Genomic DNA, 17,168 nt, shown 5'->3' on the forward strand with positions numbered 1-17,168 from the left:
AATATAATATTAAGTATTTTTGTTTACGATAATCTAATTTGTTTATTTTGACAAGAAATTATTGAAGGAGGATTTTCCTTTTGGATACAGGAACACATGTTGTCATGGGAATCGCTCTTGGAGGTCTGGCATCACTTGACCCAACAGTGGCAAGCAATCATGCCACTACCACTAGTGTTTTAATTGCAACCATCGCAGGCTCACAAATACCGGATATTGACACTGTATTAAAATTAAGGAATAACGCCATATACATTCGAAACCATCGTGGAGTAACCCATTCAATTCCGGCAGTTATTTTATGGCCGCTTGTCATTTTAGCAGTGGTTTATCCCTTTTTTCCGAATGCTAATCTTCTTCACTTATGGGCTTGGACGTTTACAGCTGTTTTTCTTCACGTTTTTGTCGATATTTTCAATGCTTATGGAACCCAGGCTTTAAGGCCTTTTTCAAATAAGTGGGTTGCTCTGGGAGTAATTAACACATTTGATCCGTTTATCTTTGGAATTCATGTTCTTGGAATATTTATTTGGGTCTTTGGAGCAAACCCGGGTTATACCTTTTTAATCATTTACGCGGTGATCATCGCTTACTACTTCCTCCGATTTCATGCCCAACGGAGGGTTTTAACAGAAGTGAAAAAACGAATACCTGATTTAACAGATGTCATTATTGCCCCTACAATGAAGTTTCACCAATGGAGAATTGCCGCAATGAACGAAAGTCAATTTTTTGTTGGCAAGGCTCTTGGCCGTAAGGTGGAAATTTTAGATCGATTTAATCGGATACCAGTCCCGGAAACGCCTGTAATTGAGGCTGCTAAAAAGGACAAAAACCTTTCCGCCTTCCTCTCCTTTTCACCGGTGTACCGTTGGGAGGTTGATGAATATAATGATTTCTATGAGGTCCGATTTATTGACTTACGTTACCGAAGCAACGGTCACTATCCATTTGTCGCAGTCGTGCAATTAGATTGTGATTTAAAACGGATTAGCTCTTATACCGGATGGGTATTCAGTGAAAAAAAATTACGCAAAAAATTGAGTATTATTCCAAGCTAAAAAAAGCGGTGACATTTTTTGTCACTCGCTTTTTTAATGCAATGTTTTCGTATCCTGTTTTAAATAATCTTTATATTTAGGGTTTTTTGCTACAAATTCATGCAGCTTCCCACCATGATTTTCAATCCATTGTAGAACAATCCTTTCCGTCATTTCACTGCCCTGATAAGTTCTACCTGCTTTTGCGGAAGTCGTTTCAAAATCATCCCAAAGCAGCTCAACCCAGGTTCGGGCTAGACTATAGGATAATTGAGGGTTTTTACCTAATAATATCTTTGTTAATCTTTCATGATAATCGTTCATTCTCTCACCTCATTACCATTTTCTTTTAACATAACCTGATGACTTAGAGCGAATACTAAAGACACGTGGTAAGCATTGATAAAATGCTTTGCTTTTCACGTTTTCTCATTCCCTTTTAATGGAGGTACAGCATGAGAAACAAAGCGACGAATTTTCCGAATCAAAATAACAACAAGTTTGAGGGAGAGCCAAGAGCAAAAGCAGAGTATGCCTCAAAAAGAGCAAATGGTACCACCAATACGCACCCACAAGAGCGTATGCGAGCTTCTGGTCAGCGCGAAAATGATACACCGGAGTTATTTTAATAACAGGGAGGCATAAATTATGGGAAACCAAAAATTTTTTCAAAATCGTCCCTTTTCCACACCTTGGGCTAACCCAAAACATGCACATTCCCAAATAAATGGCGAGTCCAAGCTTACCCAAGACCTGATCATTTTGAAGCGCGAAACCAAGAAGCGGTCGCATTAATATGAAAAACGACAAACCAGAGACCAATCCGATTCTCTGGTTTGTCTCTATATTATTTTAACTTCTTTAATAAGGATATCGGTAATGCTTCTTCCTTTCCGTCACCCTTTAACCTGTAGCCCCAGGCAAACACACCGTTCATATAATCAATTTTAAAGTATTGTCCCGGGTCCCCTTCGATCTCATAAATTTCGCCGGGAGAAAAAGAATTTGGATTTATTAAATATGAACGAGCCATTAGGACCTTTCTTTCAAGCACCGCAAATTCATTGACCATTCCCATTTGCTCTGCTTTTCTGGCCTGTTCTTGAAGTATCGAGATTTCTTGTTTCAGCTCATTTTCGGTCATTTCACTATATCTCTTCTCCTGTTGCATATAATTCACTCCCACCCATTGTTTATTTCTTTATTTTATCATAGTTATTTTTGTAAAATTAATAAAGAACAGAACTTTTTACATAAAGGAGACCCTCACAATGAAAACGATGATTGTAACTGGAGCGGGATCAGGCTTAGGAAAAGAGTTAGCCCTTTTATTTTCTCAAAAAGGTTATCACCTCTTATTAACCGGGAGAAAAGCTGAAAAATTAACAACAACAAAAAAAGAAATTGAAGCAGAAGGAGGAAAAGCAGATATTGTTGTATTAGATATTAGGAAACCTGAAGACATTGTCAAAAAAGTAGAAGAAATCAGTCGGAAATTTGATCTCTATGGTTTAATTAATAACGCTGGGGTAGGTCATTTTGGCCCATTCGTTGCTATCCGAGACCAACAGATTACAGATATGTTAGATACCAATGTTTTAGGAACCATTCTGATGACCAGGTCAGTCCTGCCTCATTTACGTGATGGGCAAATTATGAATATTATTTCGACTGCCGGTCTCCGCGGAAAGGTAAATGAAGCCGTATATGTTGCCAGTAAATTCGCTATCAGAGGATTTACGGAAAGTCTTCAAAAAGAATACGAAGACAGTCCAATTAAAATTAATGCAGTTTATATGGGGGGTATGGACACACCATTTTGGAATAATAGCGACCATGTAAAGGATCCATCGCGTTTTAGATCTCCAAGGGAAGTTGCGGAAATCATACTTGAGCAAATGGACCAGGATTCGATTATTATTGAAAGCAAAAAATCATGACCCTCGTCATGATTTTTCTATTTCCGCCAAAAATTTTTCAATTAGTTCAAAAGGAAATCCTTTACGATATAAAGCTTGTTTCATTTTTTGTTGATACTCAAAACCGCTGTATTGGCTGTATTTCCTATGAGCTTTTTCACCTTGAAATCGAATGGCTTCCATTTCCTCATCAACATTTTTTTCCATTTCAGATTCGTTTACGGCAATATTAATGACTTCGAATGGAAATCCTTTTCTTAGAAGCAAATTCTCAAGCTTTTGCTTGATTATTCGTTGCGATTCCTTAGGGTTTTTTTGGAAAAATTTCGCCGATATTTTCATCGCTTTTTCAACTTGCACAGCAAAAGGATATTCAGCTAATGCAAGCTCGAGGATTCTCTCACTAATTCCTTTTTCTTTAAGTTCCATTTTAATTAAATTAGGACCTTTATCGGCCGTGTTCATTTGTGTTCTTACATATGAAAGAGCATATTCCTGATCATTGATGTATTTTTGAGCCGTTAATTTATGGAGGACTTCATTAATGACGGGTTCTTCCATTTCTTTTTGTGCAAGATAATCCGTTATTTCTTTTTCGGATCGCATTCTTCTCGCTAAATATTGGATGGCTAAATTATATGCCTTTCTGATGTCGTCTTGGTACTGAATTTCCAAAAAGGAAAAGTCATCCAACTCCATTCCCTTTTTTAATTGATACCTAATAAGGACATCACTATCGACACTAAAAGCAAATTCCTCACCTTTGCCATAATCCATAAAGATATTAAATCGGTCCTGATTCTTTTGCTGCGTGGTGATTTTTGTAATAATGGCCATTTCGCTCACCTCAGTTCTACTTTACCATATCATTCATTTCGGCGTTTAAAAAATATATTTCCGCAAAATTAGTATCATTCCATTCCAATAAGGTAAAAATGGAAATAAGTACATAACGTGCTTTTGTTTTCCATTAGCTTAATGACGATTAACTAAAAAAATGTTGAAAGGAATGAGCAATATGGCAGAAAAAAAGAAAAAAGATAAGGATAGAGGGAAATATCCCCTAACAAGTATGCAAGAAGTGAGCTATCAACGGGAATTTAAAATGGCGGACCGTGCAGGCGGTTTTAGCGACAGAAAAACGAAACTTTAATAAGGAAAGCGAAGGCGCCCGTTTAGCGACGATTGGACTGGAGCGCTTCGACTGAGATAAAGGAAACACGGAGAGCGGAGCGATCCGATGTTGACTTATCGTAGGGAGAAGAGCGAAGTACACTAGTCGCTGGGCGCTGGAGCTAGACAGTTATCATAGTTCAACCTAACTTTCCTTATTTAGTAGTAATTACCTTTCATGTACCTCTTTCAATAGGAAATGATAATAGAGGGAACATTTCATTTCCCACTAGTTGAAATTGAAAGGGGTTTTTTCAATGGGTCGGTCGCATGGACATAGAACTCGTGATAAAAATAAAGCATCACTTCCACAAGTGCCTAAGAACATGAAATCAGACGGAATCGATGTGGAATATTCACAAGAACTTGCTGATCAGGCGGATCTTGAGGCACAAGCACGAGCTAATGCTGCTAACCAGCGCGTAAATACGAAAAGGCGAAAATAACCTCTTTTTTAAAATGGAAACAGCAGAACATTGCTGCTGCTATGCATAAAGAAATAAACTTTCTTTATGTAAAAAGAAGAAGCAGGATTTCCTGCTTCTTTCATTTTCCCTTTATTTCTGTGGATTATGTGGATAATGTGGATATTCTCCCAGAAGTTCCTTAAACATTGATATCCTATAACTGCCTAACTGTGAACAAACTCCTGTTGATAACTAGATAAAACACTGTGGATAATGTGGATAAGTCTGTGGAGTACTTCAAGTTAAGTCTTTTTTATGTGTATAACACACTGGATAAACAAATATCTTTTTAGCCAGTCTCGATTATCACTTTTTGGAAACAATCGACTGATAGTCATCTGTATAAGCGACTAATTCTCCCCATCCCATAAGATCCTCATCAGAAACCTTCCAAGTGTGGTTTTCAGTAGTATGCCGGATCACTGCAAAATCATAATGATCCAGAGAATAAACATTAAAACCATTCTTTTTACATTGATCAATAAAAAAGTAATCCTCTGCCCGATTTACTTTTTCAAATTGAACCGTATCCCATACTTCTTTTCTGAACACTAACGAGGCACCGGCAACCGTGTCCGTAATATCATTCTCTATACCCGATACAAAAACCAGTGCCTTCTTATTTTTAAAGTAAATATAATACGAACTTTTTCCTACGATCGAAACTTTTTTATTTTCAAGTGCCTGCATTGTACTCGCCAGGTAGTTGGGCCCATAATAGTCATCATCATCAAATTTTGCAATATTATCATAGTTTGCTTTCAGAATTCCAAAATTCAGGCAGTCTCCCAACGTCGCTTTTTCATGTAATTGATAGACACGAATATTTCGATCATTCTTTGCCTTCAATATCCATTTATCTATGTCCATGGAATCCTTATTTAAGATAATAATTAACTCTTTATCCTTCCATGTTTGCTGGTGATAATTCTTGAACACATTATCGATAAATTCCTCTCTCATCGTACAAGTTATGACCGATACCATTTTTTCACCCCATCATAATCTGATGATTTTATCCATAAAATCAGTTAAATTAGTAAATCGGTTTAGACTTCTAATCGTTTCAATATCGGTTAGAAGTTCTTTTTTCTCGTTTGCTCCAAAGCCTGCTGCCCCTAATACATTGAAGTGTCGAATATCAATTCGCAGCATCAGTACAATGGTTTCAAGAATGGCAATGAATTTTTCTTGAAATGCCTGAAATTTATCGGAATACTTTTTAGTCAGCAGCTTGTATTCATAAAATATTTTATTCATCGATAATAAGTCTTCAAAGAGGGCAAGCTCTAGTCCTAAGATAAGAACGTCCACATCCCGGTGCTTTGAAATGAATAAATTGAAGTTTCTAATCGCCTCTTTCCATTTGCTTTCCCCTACAGGGTGTTCCTGATGGTAGGTCATTACTTCATTATTATTGATATATTGGGCTCCAAGCTTATATAAACGGTATCCCAACTCCCAGTCCTCATAACCATATTTTACAAAGTCTTCATCAAACAGTCCTGCTTGCTCAATTAACTCTTTTCGTAAGGAGACATTTCCAGTTAAAAATGCCATCCATGGAAACTGAAACCCTTCTAAATTTTCTCCAAAATTTCGAGTTATTGTTGAAAACCAAGGTATAGTTTTGAAAATTAAATCCCGATAGGTTTGATTCATAATGTCTGCTTTTTCGATTAGAGGGAAAAAAGATGAGCTGCTCTGCTTATAGTTTTGAAATCGCGTATTAAAATCTTGATTATTTTTTGCCAGTGAGGATATTCTTTCAAGCTGCTTACGATCAAATTCAGGAAAAACACATGAAATTACGTACTTTGAAAACATGGCGCCCGATAAGACTACATTCTTTTTTGATTGATGGTATTGGTAATGATTTTTCACAAAATCGGGTTCTGTAATCATTTCTGCATCTAAAAAGATAAGTACTTTCCCTCTTGAGGATTTGATTCCTAAATTGCGAACCTTTGCCCTGCCGAGATTTTGCTGATTGCGAATATAGTTAAAATGAAAGGGTGGATGGTAGTCCCTAAGTTTTATTTCAGTTTGGTCTGTCGAGGCATCATCAATAAAGATTACTTCCATTTTTGAAAGATCAAAGGTTTGGTTTTCAAGTGAATATAGCGTAAATAAGTTTAGGGGATATCTATTGTAGGATGGGATAATGATGCTGACTTCGATGGTTTGGTCCTTGCTATTATTTTGGTTTTGGTTCCAGCTATTTTCTTTTCTTCGTGTGCTTGATTTTGCTCTTATTAGCTTTGTTTCATCATCATCCATTGCAGGCCAAGTAAAAAATAATCCTTCTTTCTCTCCATTTAGCCTTACATTCATGAAGGACTTAATCTGTTTCTCAGTTCTACTATAATCCCAAATCCTTATCTCTTTGAGATTACCATTAAAGAAAAGCCCTGGATGTCCGGCAATAATTCCTGATGGATAAACATACTTTTTAGTGCTTCTTTCTCCTTTTTTAACTAATTGACCATTTATGAAAAGGGAAGGCATTCGATTATCATATACGACCGCAATATGAATCATTTCATTAATCCTTGTTTCATATACTAAGGCAGCGTATATATCTTTAATCATATGTTCGTAAACTGATATTCCATTCAAACCTACTGACACACTGACCCCTGCTTCATCCTCGTTTTCCCCATGGGCAGGTCCAATAATATAATTTTTACCACTACTAAACTTTATTGGTTGATCTTGTGATTGTTTTTCGAGCTGATGAATACTTTCCGGCTTAGCCCAAAACTCATACGTGAATGAATTTTTTATATCCTTTATCAATCGTTCCCCCTTATTATTCCCCATCATGTTCGCACCTCTTTTCATGTCAAATGATTCGTCCCATAAGTTTAGCTTTTACACAATATGATATCCATCTAATTTTGACTAGGCTCATCCCTACTTTTTAAAAGGTTTTTCATTAAAATTTCATTAAAAACAAAAAAAGAAGAGGCTGACTCAAATTGTCAGCCTCAGTTCTCGTAGTTAGTTTAAGATCATAATGAAACGGATAATGATTCAGTTTTTTTCAAATTTGTTGTTTGATAACCATCTATTATCAAATAAGTCAATAGTGTTTTATTTTGAGTAGCCAGTTGGATTACATCCTTTTTAGCAGCATGTATGATAAATGTTTCATCTCCTACTTGATCAATCCATGAAATTGCGGGATTTACATTGTTCTTTTTAAGTCCGTGAACTAACCAGCATTCTTTTATTTGTCCCTTTTTAGAAGAGACTGCATTTGTTCGGGTAGTGCGGCCATGACTCGAAGGACTTTGGCAAACATAGACTAAATCTTCGATGACTGCACTTGCAGTTGGAAACATTCCGGCACCCGGTCCTTGTAAAGTTATCCCCCCAACAATATCTGACTGTACATTGATCGCATTTTGCACCCCTTCGACATGGTAAAAAGGATGGGACTTACCGACAAGAGCCGGCTTAACTGTCCCTTTTACTTGACCTCCAACCTTACTTACGTCAGCAATATGCTTAAACCTTAAGCCAAGTTTTTCGGCTGCCTCAATAAGTTCACTCGTGATGGAAGTAATTCCTTCAATTTCGACCTCGTTCCAGTTTGGCTCTTCTCCAAATGCAATTCTACTTAAGATCATTAATTTATAAAAAGCATCAATTCCCTCAACATCATTTGTAGGATCGGCTTCAGCATAGCCTTTTTCCTGTGCTAATTTTAAAGCCGCCGCAAATGACTGCTGCTTCTCGCGCATTTCCGTTAAGATGAAATTGGAAGTTCCATTTACAATTCCTTGGACATGTTGAACACGGTTAATGTTTAAGAGCTGCCTTAATGTTTGGATTATCGGTATTCCTCCGCCTACAGTTGCTTCATAACCAACAGATACATTATTCTCCTTCGCAAGCTTCAACAATTCACTACCGTGGCTGGCAAACATCTCTTTATTCGCTGTAATAATGTGGCAGCCCCTTTTGATTGCTTTTTTCAAAAAAGAAAAGGGTGATTCTTTACCTACAATGGCTTCAACAACAAGGTCCAGCTGTGGAAGCTGTAATATTTCCTCAAAGTCCGAGGTGATAAGAACCTCATCAGCGATGTTTCTTTTTTTCTGTTTATTTTTTATTAAAACTGCTGCTACTTCCACTTTTTTACCTAGAACTGCTGTTAACTCCTCTGCATGGGAATGAATCGTTTTGTAAACCCCTTCACCCACTGTACCAAAACCTAAGATTGCCACTTTTACGACAGACATGTTTAGCCACCCCTTCAAATCATGTTATCAACATCATCAATTTTTTTCTAAAAAGAAAAGCCCTCTTCATAAGAAGAGGGCATACTTCCTCCCCTTATCTTTCAGGTTAAAAATAACCTGCAGGAATTAGCACCTTTTCAAGGATTACCTTGAAGGTTGCCGGGCTTCATCGGGCCTAGTCCCTCCGCCGCTCTGGATAAGAGTAGTATTTAATTGATTCATTAATTTACCAAGTTATAAAATGAATTTTAGATGATTAAACATAATGTGTCAATATTTTTTGATATTTCTTTCAAATTACTTCATAAGTATTTATCTGCTCAGCTTACCCTCTGCAAGTTCAATTTGCTGTTTAACCTGTTCCGGTGATGTTCCGCCAAAACTATTGCGTACTGCTACTACATGCTCAGGTGATAAAACCTCATAGATATCTTTTTCAAATAATAGACTAAATGCTTTATATTCATCAAAGCTCAAATCCAGCAAATATTTTTGATGCTGAATCGCATATAAAACGATTTTCCCGATGATTTCATGCGCTTCACGGAACGGCAAACCTTTTCTTACTAAGTAATCAGCAATGTCGGTAGCATTAGAAAAGTCATTATTAATGGCTTTACGCATTACGTCTTTATTTACGGTCATCGTTTCAATCATCGGTGCTAACAGCTTTAATGAGCCTTCAAGTGTTTCAACTGTATCAAACATGCCCTCTTTGTCTTCCTGCAAGTCCTTGTTATAGGCAAGAGGCAAGCCTTTCAACACCGTTAGCAGTCCAATTAAATTACCGTATGTGCGCCCTGTTTTCCCTCTTAAAAGTTCCGGTACGTCAGGATTTTTCTTTTGCGGCATGATACTGGAACCTGTGCAGAAGGAGTCATCAAGCTCCACAAACTGGAATTCCTGGCTTGACCAAATCACCAGCTCTTCGGAAAATCTCGAAATATGGGTCATAATTATCGAACCGATCGACAAAAATTCAAGGATAAAATCACGATCACTTACCGCATCCATGCTATTAGGATAGATGGTTTCAAAACCTAAAAGCCCGGCAACCAGTTCACGATTAATAGGAAAGGTCGTTCCGGCTAATGCTCCGGACCCTAGCGGCATCCAATTTACCCGTTTCAGGCTATCAATGAGTCTTTCCTTATCCCGTTCAAACATCCAAAAATAGGCCATTAAATGATGGGCAAAGGAAACGGGCTGAGCGCGCTGCAGGTGAGTATACCCGGGAATTAGCGTTTGCACATTCTCTTTTGCTTGTTCAATCAAAGCTTGTTGAACATCTTCGATAAGTTTAATAAGCTCGGTCGTTTTTGTTCGTAAATAAAGGTGCATATCTGTCGCTACCTGGTCATTACGGCTTCTCCCTGTATGGAGTTTTCCGCCCACAGGACCGACTTTTTCAATTAAAAGTTTCTCAATATTCATATGAATATCTTCATCTTCGACTAAAAACTCAACCTCGTTATTTTCAACCATCTTTTTAATTGAAAGAAGTCCGGTTTTTATTTGCTCGGCATCCTCAATTGGAATAATCCCGCACTCACCTAACATCTGAACATGTGCTAAGCTCCCGGCAATATCCTCCTTGGCTAGCTTTTGATCAAAAGAAATCGAAGCTGTAAACTCTTCCACCAGCTTGTTTGTTTCCTTTGTAAATCGTCCGCCCCATAACTTCGACATCCTTTGTTCCTCCTTAAAAGCTTGAATAAGATTGCCCCCGAAATGATTTCGAGGGCTCACTTACTATTATTTTAGAATGGTTTCTTTTTTATTAACCTCAGAATATACCTTTGTTGGCAGTCCCCAAAGCTTGATAAATCCAACTGCTGCATTATGGTCAAACGCATCACCTTTTGAATAGGTTGCCAGTTCTTCGTTATAAAGACTATGTGCCGATTTTCGGCCAACAACAGTATGATTCCCTTTATGAAGCTTCAGGCGAATCGTTCCGGAAACGACTTGTTGAGTCTCATCAATAAATGCATCCAAAGCATTTTTTAATGGCGAATACCAAAGTCCTTCGTAAATAATTTTCGCCATTTGCTGATCCACCTGGGTTTTAAATTGAGTAACCTCACGAGGCAATGTTAAAAATTCTAGTTCCTTATGAGCATTGATTAAAATTAATGCCGCAGGATTTTCATACACTTCTCTTGATTTGATTCCTACTAATCTATTTTCGATATGATCGATTCGTCCGACACCATGCTTGCCGCCAAGCTGGTTTAACGTTTCAATTAATTGAACCAATGGCAGCTTTTCACCATTAAGTGCAGTTGGCACGCCCTGTTCAAACTCAATTTCAATGTACTCTGCTGCATCCGGCGTTAATTCAATTGGATTTGTCCAGTCAAACGCTGCTTCAGGCGCTTCATTCCATGGGTTCTCAAGAACTCCGGCCTCGCAGGCACGTCCCCAAATATTAGCATCAATCGAAAACGGATTATCTAAATCAACTGGAATTGGAATCCCATTTTCTTCAGCATACTTGATTTCTTCGTCACGCGTCATCCCCCATTCACGAACTGGAGCAACAACTTTTAAACTAGGATTTAATGCTTGAATTGAAACTTCAAAACGGACTTGGTCATTCCCTTTTCCGGTACATCCATGCGCAACTGCAGCTGCACCTTCCTTTTCAGCAACATCCACTAATAACTTAGAAATTAATGGTCTCGAAAGGGCTGAAGATAATGGGTATTTGCCTTCATATAGACAATTCGCTTTCAAAGCCGGAATGATATAATCCTTTGCTAGCATTTCTTTTGCATCAATGATATACGCTTTACTAGCCCCTACATTTAATGCTTTCGTTTTAATAGCTTCTAAGTCTTTTCCTTCCCCAACATCAAGACCTAACGCAATAACATCATAACCATATTTCTCTTGAATCCATTTTACTGAAACTGATGTATCTAAACCGCCTGAATAGGCTAAGATAATTTTTTCCTTCGTCATTTATATTCTCCTCGCATTTACATGTATTATTATTCATCCGATAGAATTATTATACACCAATATTCAAAAAAATAAAGACTATTTTTCTAGTAAAACTTTCAAAATTGCTTTTTGTGCATGTAATCGGTTCTCTGCTTCATCAAACACAACCGAATGCGGTCCATCAATAATCTCTGCTGTTACTTCTTCACCACGGTGTGCCGGCAGACAGTGTAAAAAGATAAAATCATTTTTCGCAAGTTTACAAAGTTCTTCATTCACTTGGAAGGATTGAAATGCCTTAAGTCGCTTTGCCGTTTCTTCTTCCTGCCCCATACTGGTCCAAACATCCGTAACAACAACGTCAGCGTCTTTAATCGCTTCAACCGGATCGTTAGTGATTGTAATATTAGTTCCTTTTGCAGCTTTTTTTGCATTCGCAACGATTATTTCATTCGGCATATATCCGACAGGGCTGGCAACACTGATATCCATTCCAACTTTAACTGCACCTTCAATTAACGAATGGGCCATATTATTATTCCCATCGCCCACATAGCAAAGCTTTAAGCCGGCCAATTTCCCCTTATGCTCAAGAATGGTTAAAAGATCTGCTAAGACTTGAGTAGGGTGCTGTAAATCTGTTAAACCATTAATGACCGGTACAGTTGCGTGTTCGGCAAATTCTTCAATCGATTCATGTGAAAAAGTCCGAATCATTAAACCATCAACATATCGTGATAATACTTTTGCTGTATCAGAAATGCTTTCTCCTCTACCCAGCTGAATGTCTTTAGAACTCAAGAAGATGGCATGGCCTCCAAGCTGGAGCATACCAACTTCAAATGAAACCCTTGTACGGGTGGATGATTTTTCAAAAATCATCCCTAATACTTTCCCGCTTAAAAATGGATGTGGAGTCCCTTGTTTCTGCAATGCTTTTAGCTCCTCCGCTGTTTCAAGAAGAAAGAGGATTTCCTCACTGGAAAAATCCGATAGCTGTAAAAAGTTCTTTCCTTTAAGTTTGAATTGCTCAGTATTTTCTGTATTGTTACAATTAAGTGCTTTTAACATGGGCTTTATCACTCACTTCCATTTTGTAATATTCACTCACTGACCGAACTTCTGAATCAGAGATAGATTGTGATTGCAAGCCCATGATCGCTTCAACTGTATCTAAGTGGGTAAACACCGGTACGTTATAGCGTGTCGCTTGCTCACGAATATGAAAACCAAATTTGATTTTATTACGTCCTTGATTTGGTATATTGATAACTGCACTCATTTTTTGATTGCGGAAAAGGTTATTTACATCCTGTTCATCCTTCACCACTTTTTCAACTTGAATTCCATTTTCATGTAAAAATAAAGCAGTACCTTCTGTTGCCGCAATCTTTACTTGTTTTTTCACAAGTTGGCTAATGATTGGCAGACTTAAAGGTTTTTCCCGATCGGAAATGGAGCAAAATATATATTTCTCACCATCTAATGATTTTAAAGGCAATGCCTTATTTAAGGCCGCTTGGAAAGTAACGCCTAGCCCCAGTAATTCTCCTGTTGATTTCATTTCGGGCCCAAGGACATGGTCGACTCCCTTAAGCTTGCTTGAAGAAAACACCGGTGTTTTTACAGAGTAATAATTTGGCTCAGCCAATAATCCTTGTTCTGAACATAGATCCGAAATACGATCTCCTAATTGCACCCTTGTCGCCCACTCAATCATTGGAATTCCTGTTACTTTACTCATGATCGGCACAGTTCTCGATGAACGCGGGTTCACTTCAAGAACATAAACCACGTTTTCAAAAATAACAAATTGAATATTCATCATGCCGATAATCGGTGCAGATTTAGCAATCCGGCTTGCATAATCAATTAATGTTTGTTTTAAAGCAGCTGACAACGAAATAGGCGGGAATATCGAGATACTATCACCGGAGTGTACACCAGCTTTTTCTATATGTTCAAAGATTCCGGGAACGACAATCTTTTCGCCGTCACATATTACATCAATCTCACATTCCAGTCCGGGTATATATCGATCTACCAATAACGGCCACATTGAATCCTGCGCGTTTTCTTCTAATTGCCTGATATAGTACCTTAATTCTTCTTCATTAAAAATCGTAAACATTGATTGGCCGCCTATAACATATGATGGCCGGACCAATACCGGATAGCCTAATTTTGCAGCAGCTTCAACCAATTCCTCGGAATGGGAAACAGTTTCACCGTCAATATGCGGGATTTTTAGTTTTTCAAGCAGCTGATAAAATTGTTTTCGATCTTCTAATCGATCAACATTTTCAACAGCGGTTCCTAAAATCTTAACGCCTTCTTCTTCTAAAGTATGCGCAAGGTTAATAGCTGTCTGACCGCCAAATTGAATTAATACACCCTCGACCTTTTCCTTTTCAATTACATGGAGAACATCTTCGGCTGCAAGCGGTTCAAAATAAAGGCGATCTGCAACTGAATAGTCGGTACTTACTGTCTCCGGATTATTGTTGATGACAACCGCTTCAAACCCGAGTTTCTTAAGTGCTTTTGCTGCATGGACGGAACAATAATCAAATTCAATCCCCTGACCAATTCGAATCGGACCGGAGCCGATGACAAGTACCTTTTTCTTGCCGGTGATTTCTACCTCATCGTACCCATGCCAAGTAGAATAATAATATGGCGTAACTGCATCAAATTCTGCTGAGCAGGTATCAACCATTTTATAGCCCGGTTTCCAGTTGAGCTCTTTCCACTTGTTCCGTAGTTGCTTTTCAGGGATTTCAAAAATTTGTGATAAAAGTTTATCAGAAATATTATTTTTCTTCGCTTCTTTTAACAAGGAAATAGAAACATCATTCCAATTGTAAGAAGATAATTTCTTTTCTAATTCAACGATTGAGCTAATTTTGTGTAAAAACCACGGGTCAATCTGCGTTAGCTGCTGAATTTTTTCAAAAGATATCCCTCTTCTGAAAGCTTCCGCAATGACGTATAGCCGCTGGTCATTCGCCTTTTCAAGAAGTTCAAACATGGTTTCAGTTTCTAACGATTTATTCCCTTCTGTACAAAGGCCATATATATTCATTTCCATCGAACGAATTGCCTTGTTTAAAGCACCTTCAAATGTTCGGTCAATGGCCATTACTTCACCGGTTGCTTTCATTTGGGTTCCTAACGTTCTATCCGCTTCAGGAAATTTATCAAAAGGAAAACGCGGCAGTTTTACCACAATATAATCAATCGCAGGCTCAAAGGAAGCAAAGGTATTACCTGTTATTGGATTCACAATCTCATCTAAATGATAACCAATCGAACACTTCGCAGCCATCCTGGCAATTGGGTAGCCGGTTGCTTTTGATGCCAGTGCCGATGAACGGCTGACCCTCGGATTCACCTCAATAATACAATATTGATTGGAAACCGGGTTAAGCGCAAACTGAATGTTGCAGCCGCCAATAATTCCTAATTCCCTGATTACTTTAATAGAAGAGTCACGTAACATCTGGTATTGAACATCTGTCAATGTTTGCGATGGGGCGACTACAATCGAATCGCCGGTATGAACGCCAACCGGGTCCATATTTTCCATGTTACAAACAATAATACACGTATCATTTGCATCTCTCATGACTTCATATTCAATTTCCTTCCAGCCTTTAATGCTTCTTTCTACTAATACCTGATGAATCGGGCTTGCTGCTAACCCTTTTTTAAGAATGATTTCCAGTTCCTCATCGTTGTTGGCGAAGCCGCCGCCATCTCCGCCTAATGTGTATGCAGGGCGGATAATAACCGGGTAGCCAATCTCTTTTACGAAGCTGACACCATCTTCGTAGCTATGAATAATCATTGACTCCGGTATTGGTTCATCAATTGTTATCATTAAATTTCGGAACTTTTCCCGGTCCTCACCATTTTTGATTGATTCTACGGATGTTCCTAATAACTCTACATTGTACTTTTGCAATATATTTTGTTCATATAGCTGAACGGTTAAATTTAATCCTGTTTGCCCTCCCAATGTACCAATAATTCCGTTTGGGCTTTCCTTCTTGATAATTTCTTCAATGGTTTCTACAGTGAGCGGTTCTATATATACTTTATCGGCAACTGTTTCATCGGTCATGATGGTGGCAGGGTTATTATTGATTAAAATAACCTCTATTCCCTCTTCTTTAAGGGCAATACAGGCTTGTGTTCCGGCATAATCAAATTCCGCTGCCTGCCCGATGACGATCGGACCTGAACCGATTACGAGTACTTTTTTTAGATTTTTATTTAACGGCATAGACTGTCTCTCCCAATGAAGTAATAGCACGCACAAATTCTGTTAAAACATGAGCGGTATCGCTCGGACCCGGATGTGCTTCCGGATGAAATTGCACCGTTTGGATAGGATAGTGTTGGTGCTTTAACCCTTCAATAGATCGATCATTGACATTGCGGTATGTGACGTTAAAGATATTGGTGTCAATACTTTGATCCACTACAACATAGCCATGATTTTGGGCAGTTATTTTCACTTTACCGGTCATTAATTCTTTTACAGGATGGTTTCCTCCGCGATGACCATATGCGAGTTTTTCCGTTTTCGCTCCATATGCAAGTGCGATTAACTGATGGCCCAGGCAAATTCCCAGTGTTGGGTAGTTCTGGCTAATTTTTTTGATTTCAGGAAACCAACGCTTCAATTCCATCGGATCTCCAGGTCCATTACTAAACAACACACCATCCGGGTTTAAAGCTTTTATTTTTTCAAATGGGGTATTGTAGGGCACAATAGTAACTGCACAATTTTCTTCTAATAGAGCGTTTAGAATCGATTTTTTATATCCGTAATCCATTAATACTACATGGGGCCCATTGTTTTTGAAAAACTGAATTTTTTTCGTTGATACTTTTTCGACCCAGGATTGTTTTGTTTCCTCAGGTGAAAAATACTCTTTTTCAACCTTGCATTTGCTTAAAAAGCCTTTTACCGTTCCCCTGCTGCGAATGGTTTTTACTAATAGACGTGTATCAACACCGGCAATTCCAGGGACTCCAGCCTGCTTTAGTTTTTCAGAAAATTTATTAATCGATTGATAATGGCTCGGCGTTTCACATAAATCGCCAATAATTACTCCTGATAATGCCGGATTGATGCTTTCATCATCCATCGCATTGATACCATAATTTCCAATGATCGGATAGCAAAAAGTAATAATTTGCCCGGCATACGAAGGGTCAGTAATGATTTCTTGATAGCCGGTCATACTCGTATTAAACACGACTTCTCCAAGAGAGTCCTTCAATTCACCAATCAGTATCCCTTCAAATATTTCCCCGGTTTCCAAAGTAAGATATCCCTGATCCAAAAACACTCACTCG

Annotated in this window: 17 protein-coding genes and 1 riboswitch; of the genes, 6 read left to right on the forward strand and 11 right to left on the reverse strand. The window is 38.2% G+C overall.

Annotated features, from left to right (window positions below):
* The first annotated feature begins 80 nt into the window (after nt 1-80).
* Nucleotides 81-1,061 (forward strand): metal-dependent hydrolase, encoded by a 981-nt coding sequence (locus tag AC3ANV_RS23265; RefSeq protein ID WP_488311000.1) that lies wholly within the window; start codon nt 81-83, stop codon nt 1,059-1,061.
* Nucleotides 1,062-1,094: 33 nt separating this feature from the next.
* On the opposite strand, the gene AC3ANV_RS23270 is transcribed toward AC3ANV_RS23265, so the two are convergent.
* Nucleotides 1,095-1,364 carry a YfhJ family protein gene (locus tag AC3ANV_RS23270; protein WP_488311001.1) on the reverse strand — a complete coding sequence of 90 codons (270 nt, stop codon included), beginning with the start codon at nt 1,362-1,364 and terminating at the stop codon, nt 1,095-1,097.
* A 131-nt stretch (nt 1,365-1,495) separates the two neighbouring features.
* On the opposite strand from AC3ANV_RS23270, the gene AC3ANV_RS23275 reads away from it, so the two are divergent.
* The gene (locus AC3ANV_RS23275) at nt 1,496-1,669 is read left to right on the forward strand and encodes a small, acid-soluble spore protein K (RefSeq protein WP_488311002.1); all 174 of its coding nucleotides are present in this window, start codon (nt 1,496-1,498) and stop codon (nt 1,667-1,669) included.
* A gap of 19 nt (nt 1,670-1,688) precedes the next feature.
* Nucleotides 1,689-1,835 (forward strand): YpzG family protein, encoded by a 147-nt coding sequence (locus AC3ANV_RS23280; protein WP_488311003.1) that lies wholly within the window; start codon nt 1,689-1,691, stop codon nt 1,833-1,835.
* A 52-nt stretch (nt 1,836-1,887) separates the two neighbouring features.
* Here the strand turns inward: AC3ANV_RS23280 and AC3ANV_RS23285 are convergent, their stop codons facing one another.
* A complete protein-coding gene (locus tag AC3ANV_RS23285; protein WP_488311004.1) occupies nt 1,888-2,211 on the reverse strand; it encodes a YfhH family protein in 324 nt (107 codons plus the stop codon).
* Nucleotides 2,212-2,311: 100 nt separating this feature from the next.
* Here AC3ANV_RS23285 and AC3ANV_RS23290 point away from each other — a divergent pair, with 100 nt between their 5' ends.
* A complete protein-coding gene (locus AC3ANV_RS23290) occupies nt 2,312-2,980 on the forward strand; it encodes an SDR family NAD(P)-dependent oxidoreductase (protein ID WP_488311005.1) in 669 nt (222 codons plus the stop codon).
* 6 nt (nt 2,981-2,986) lie between these two features.
* Here AC3ANV_RS23290 and recX read toward each other — a convergent pair whose 3' ends face one another.
* Nucleotides 2,987-3,796, reverse strand: coding sequence for a recombination regulator RecX (recX, locus tag AC3ANV_RS23295; protein WP_488311006.1), 810 nt, complete (start codon nt 3,794-3,796; stop codon nt 2,987-2,989).
* A gap of 181 nt (nt 3,797-3,977) precedes the next feature.
* On the opposite strand from recX, the gene AC3ANV_RS23300 reads away from it, so the two are divergent.
* Nucleotides 3,978-4,112 (forward strand): YfhE family protein, encoded by a 135-nt coding sequence (locus tag AC3ANV_RS23300; RefSeq protein WP_307410857.1) that lies wholly within the window; start codon nt 3,978-3,980, stop codon nt 4,110-4,112.
* 277 nt (nt 4,113-4,389) lie between these two features.
* Entirely contained in the window at nt 4,390-4,578 is a 189-nt protein-coding gene (locus AC3ANV_RS23305) for a YfhD family protein (protein ID WP_488311007.1), read from the forward strand.
* 327 nt (nt 4,579-4,905) lie between these two features.
* On the opposite strand, the gene AC3ANV_RS23310 is transcribed toward AC3ANV_RS23305, so the two are convergent.
* The 8 genes from AC3ANV_RS23310 to AC3ANV_RS23345 form a co-directional block, all read right to left on the reverse strand.
* Nucleotides 4,906-5,586 carry a glycosyltransferase family 2 protein gene (locus AC3ANV_RS23310; protein WP_488311008.1) on the reverse strand — a complete coding sequence of 227 codons (681 nt, stop codon included), beginning with the start codon at nt 5,584-5,586 and terminating at the stop codon, nt 4,906-4,908.
* 12 nt (nt 5,587-5,598) lie between these two features.
* Nucleotides 5,599-7,425 carry a glycosyltransferase gene (locus AC3ANV_RS23315; protein ID WP_488311009.1) on the reverse strand — a complete coding sequence of 609 codons (1,827 nt, stop codon included), beginning with the start codon at nt 7,423-7,425 and terminating at the stop codon, nt 5,599-5,601.
* Nucleotides 7,426-7,613: 188 nt separating this feature from the next.
* Entirely contained in the window at nt 7,614-8,849 is a 1,236-nt protein-coding gene (locus tag AC3ANV_RS23320; protein WP_488311010.1) for a homoserine dehydrogenase, read from the reverse strand.
* A gap of 91 nt (nt 8,850-8,940) precedes the next feature.
* Nucleotides 8,941-9,052, reverse strand: a riboswitch (SAM riboswitch).
* Nucleotides 9,053-9,161: 109 nt separating this feature from the next.
* Nucleotides 9,162-10,538 (reverse strand): argininosuccinate lyase, encoded by a 1,377-nt coding sequence (argH, locus tag AC3ANV_RS23325; protein ID WP_488311011.1) that lies wholly within the window; start codon nt 10,536-10,538, stop codon nt 9,162-9,164.
* A 66-nt stretch (nt 10,539-10,604) separates the two neighbouring features.
* Nucleotides 10,605-11,816: an argininosuccinate synthase gene (locus tag AC3ANV_RS23330; RefSeq protein WP_488311012.1), complete on the reverse strand. Its 1,212-nt coding sequence runs from the start codon at nt 11,814-11,816 to the stop codon at nt 10,605-10,607.
* Between the two features lie 78 nt (nt 11,817-11,894).
* Nucleotides 11,895-12,869 (reverse strand): ornithine carbamoyltransferase, encoded by a 975-nt coding sequence (gene argF, locus AC3ANV_RS23335; protein ID WP_488311013.1) that lies wholly within the window; start codon nt 12,867-12,869, stop codon nt 11,895-11,897.
* Nucleotides 12,853-16,086, reverse strand: a complete 3,234-nt coding sequence (carB, locus tag AC3ANV_RS23340) for a carbamoyl-phosphate synthase (glutamine-hydrolyzing) large subunit (protein WP_488311014.1) — start codon at nt 16,084-16,086, stop codon at nt 12,853-12,855. The genes argF and carB overlap by 17 nt, the downstream gene beginning before the upstream one ends.
* Nucleotides 16,073-17,155 (reverse strand): carbamoyl phosphate synthase small subunit, encoded by a 1,083-nt coding sequence (locus AC3ANV_RS23345; RefSeq protein ID WP_488314314.1) that lies wholly within the window; start codon nt 17,153-17,155, stop codon nt 16,073-16,075. The genes carB and AC3ANV_RS23345 overlap by 14 nt, the downstream gene beginning before the upstream one ends.
* Nucleotides 17,156-17,168 lie beyond the last annotated feature (13 nt).

The sequence above is a fragment of the Neobacillus sp. DFD-2R genome (assembly GCF_057747865.1).

Bases quoted from the DNA above. Each gene is read 5' to 3' on its own strand.
- AC3ANV_RS23270 (WP_488311001.1), bottom strand. From the start codon at position 1,364: ATGAACGATTATCATGAAAGATTAACAAAGATATTATTAGGTAAAAAC.
- AC3ANV_RS23275 (WP_488311002.1), top strand. From the start codon at position 1,496: ATGAGAAACAAAGCGACGAATTTTCCGAATCAAAATAACAACAAGTTT.
- AC3ANV_RS23280 (WP_488311003.1), top strand. From the start codon at position 1,689: ATGGGAAACCAAAAATTTTTTCAAAATCGTCCCTTTTCCACACCTTGG.
- AC3ANV_RS23285 (WP_488311004.1), bottom strand. From the start codon at position 2,211: ATGCAACAGGAGAAGAGATATAGTGAAATGACCGAAAATGAGCTGAAA.
- AC3ANV_RS23290 (WP_488311005.1), top strand. From the start codon at position 2,312: ATGAAAACGATGATTGTAACTGGAGCGGGATCAGGCTTAGGAAAAGAG.
- recX (WP_488311006.1), bottom strand. From the start codon at position 3,796: ATGGCCATTATTACAAAAATCACCACGCAGCAAAAGAATCAGGACCGA.
- AC3ANV_RS23300 (WP_307410857.1), top strand. From the start codon at position 3,978: ATGGCAGAAAAAAAGAAAAAAGATAAGGATAGAGGGAAATATCCCCTA.
- AC3ANV_RS23305 (WP_488311007.1), top strand. From the start codon at position 4,390: ATGGGTCGGTCGCATGGACATAGAACTCGTGATAAAAATAAAGCATCA.
- AC3ANV_RS23310 (WP_488311008.1), bottom strand. From the start codon at position 5,586: ATGGTATCGGTCATAACTTGTACGATGAGAGAGGAATTTATCGATAAT.
- AC3ANV_RS23315 (WP_488311009.1), bottom strand. From the start codon at position 7,425: ATGATGGGGAATAATAAGGGGGAACGATTGATAAAGGATATAAAAAAT.
- AC3ANV_RS23320 (WP_488311010.1), bottom strand. From the start codon at position 8,849: ATGTCTGTCGTAAAAGTGGCAATCTTAGGTTTTGGTACAGTGGGTGAA.
- argH (WP_488311011.1), bottom strand. From the start codon at position 10,538: ATGTCGAAGTTATGGGGCGGACGATTTACAAAGGAAACAAACAAGCTG.
- AC3ANV_RS23330 (WP_488311012.1), bottom strand. From the start codon at position 11,816: ATGACGAAGGAAAAAATTATCTTAGCCTATTCAGGCGGTTTAGATACA.
- argF (WP_488311013.1), bottom strand. From the start codon at position 12,869: ATGTTAAAAGCACTTAATTGTAACAATACAGAAAATACTGAGCAATTC.
- carB (WP_488311014.1), bottom strand. From the start codon at position 16,086: ATGCCGTTAAATAAAAATCTAAAAAAAGTACTCGTAATCGGTTCAGGT.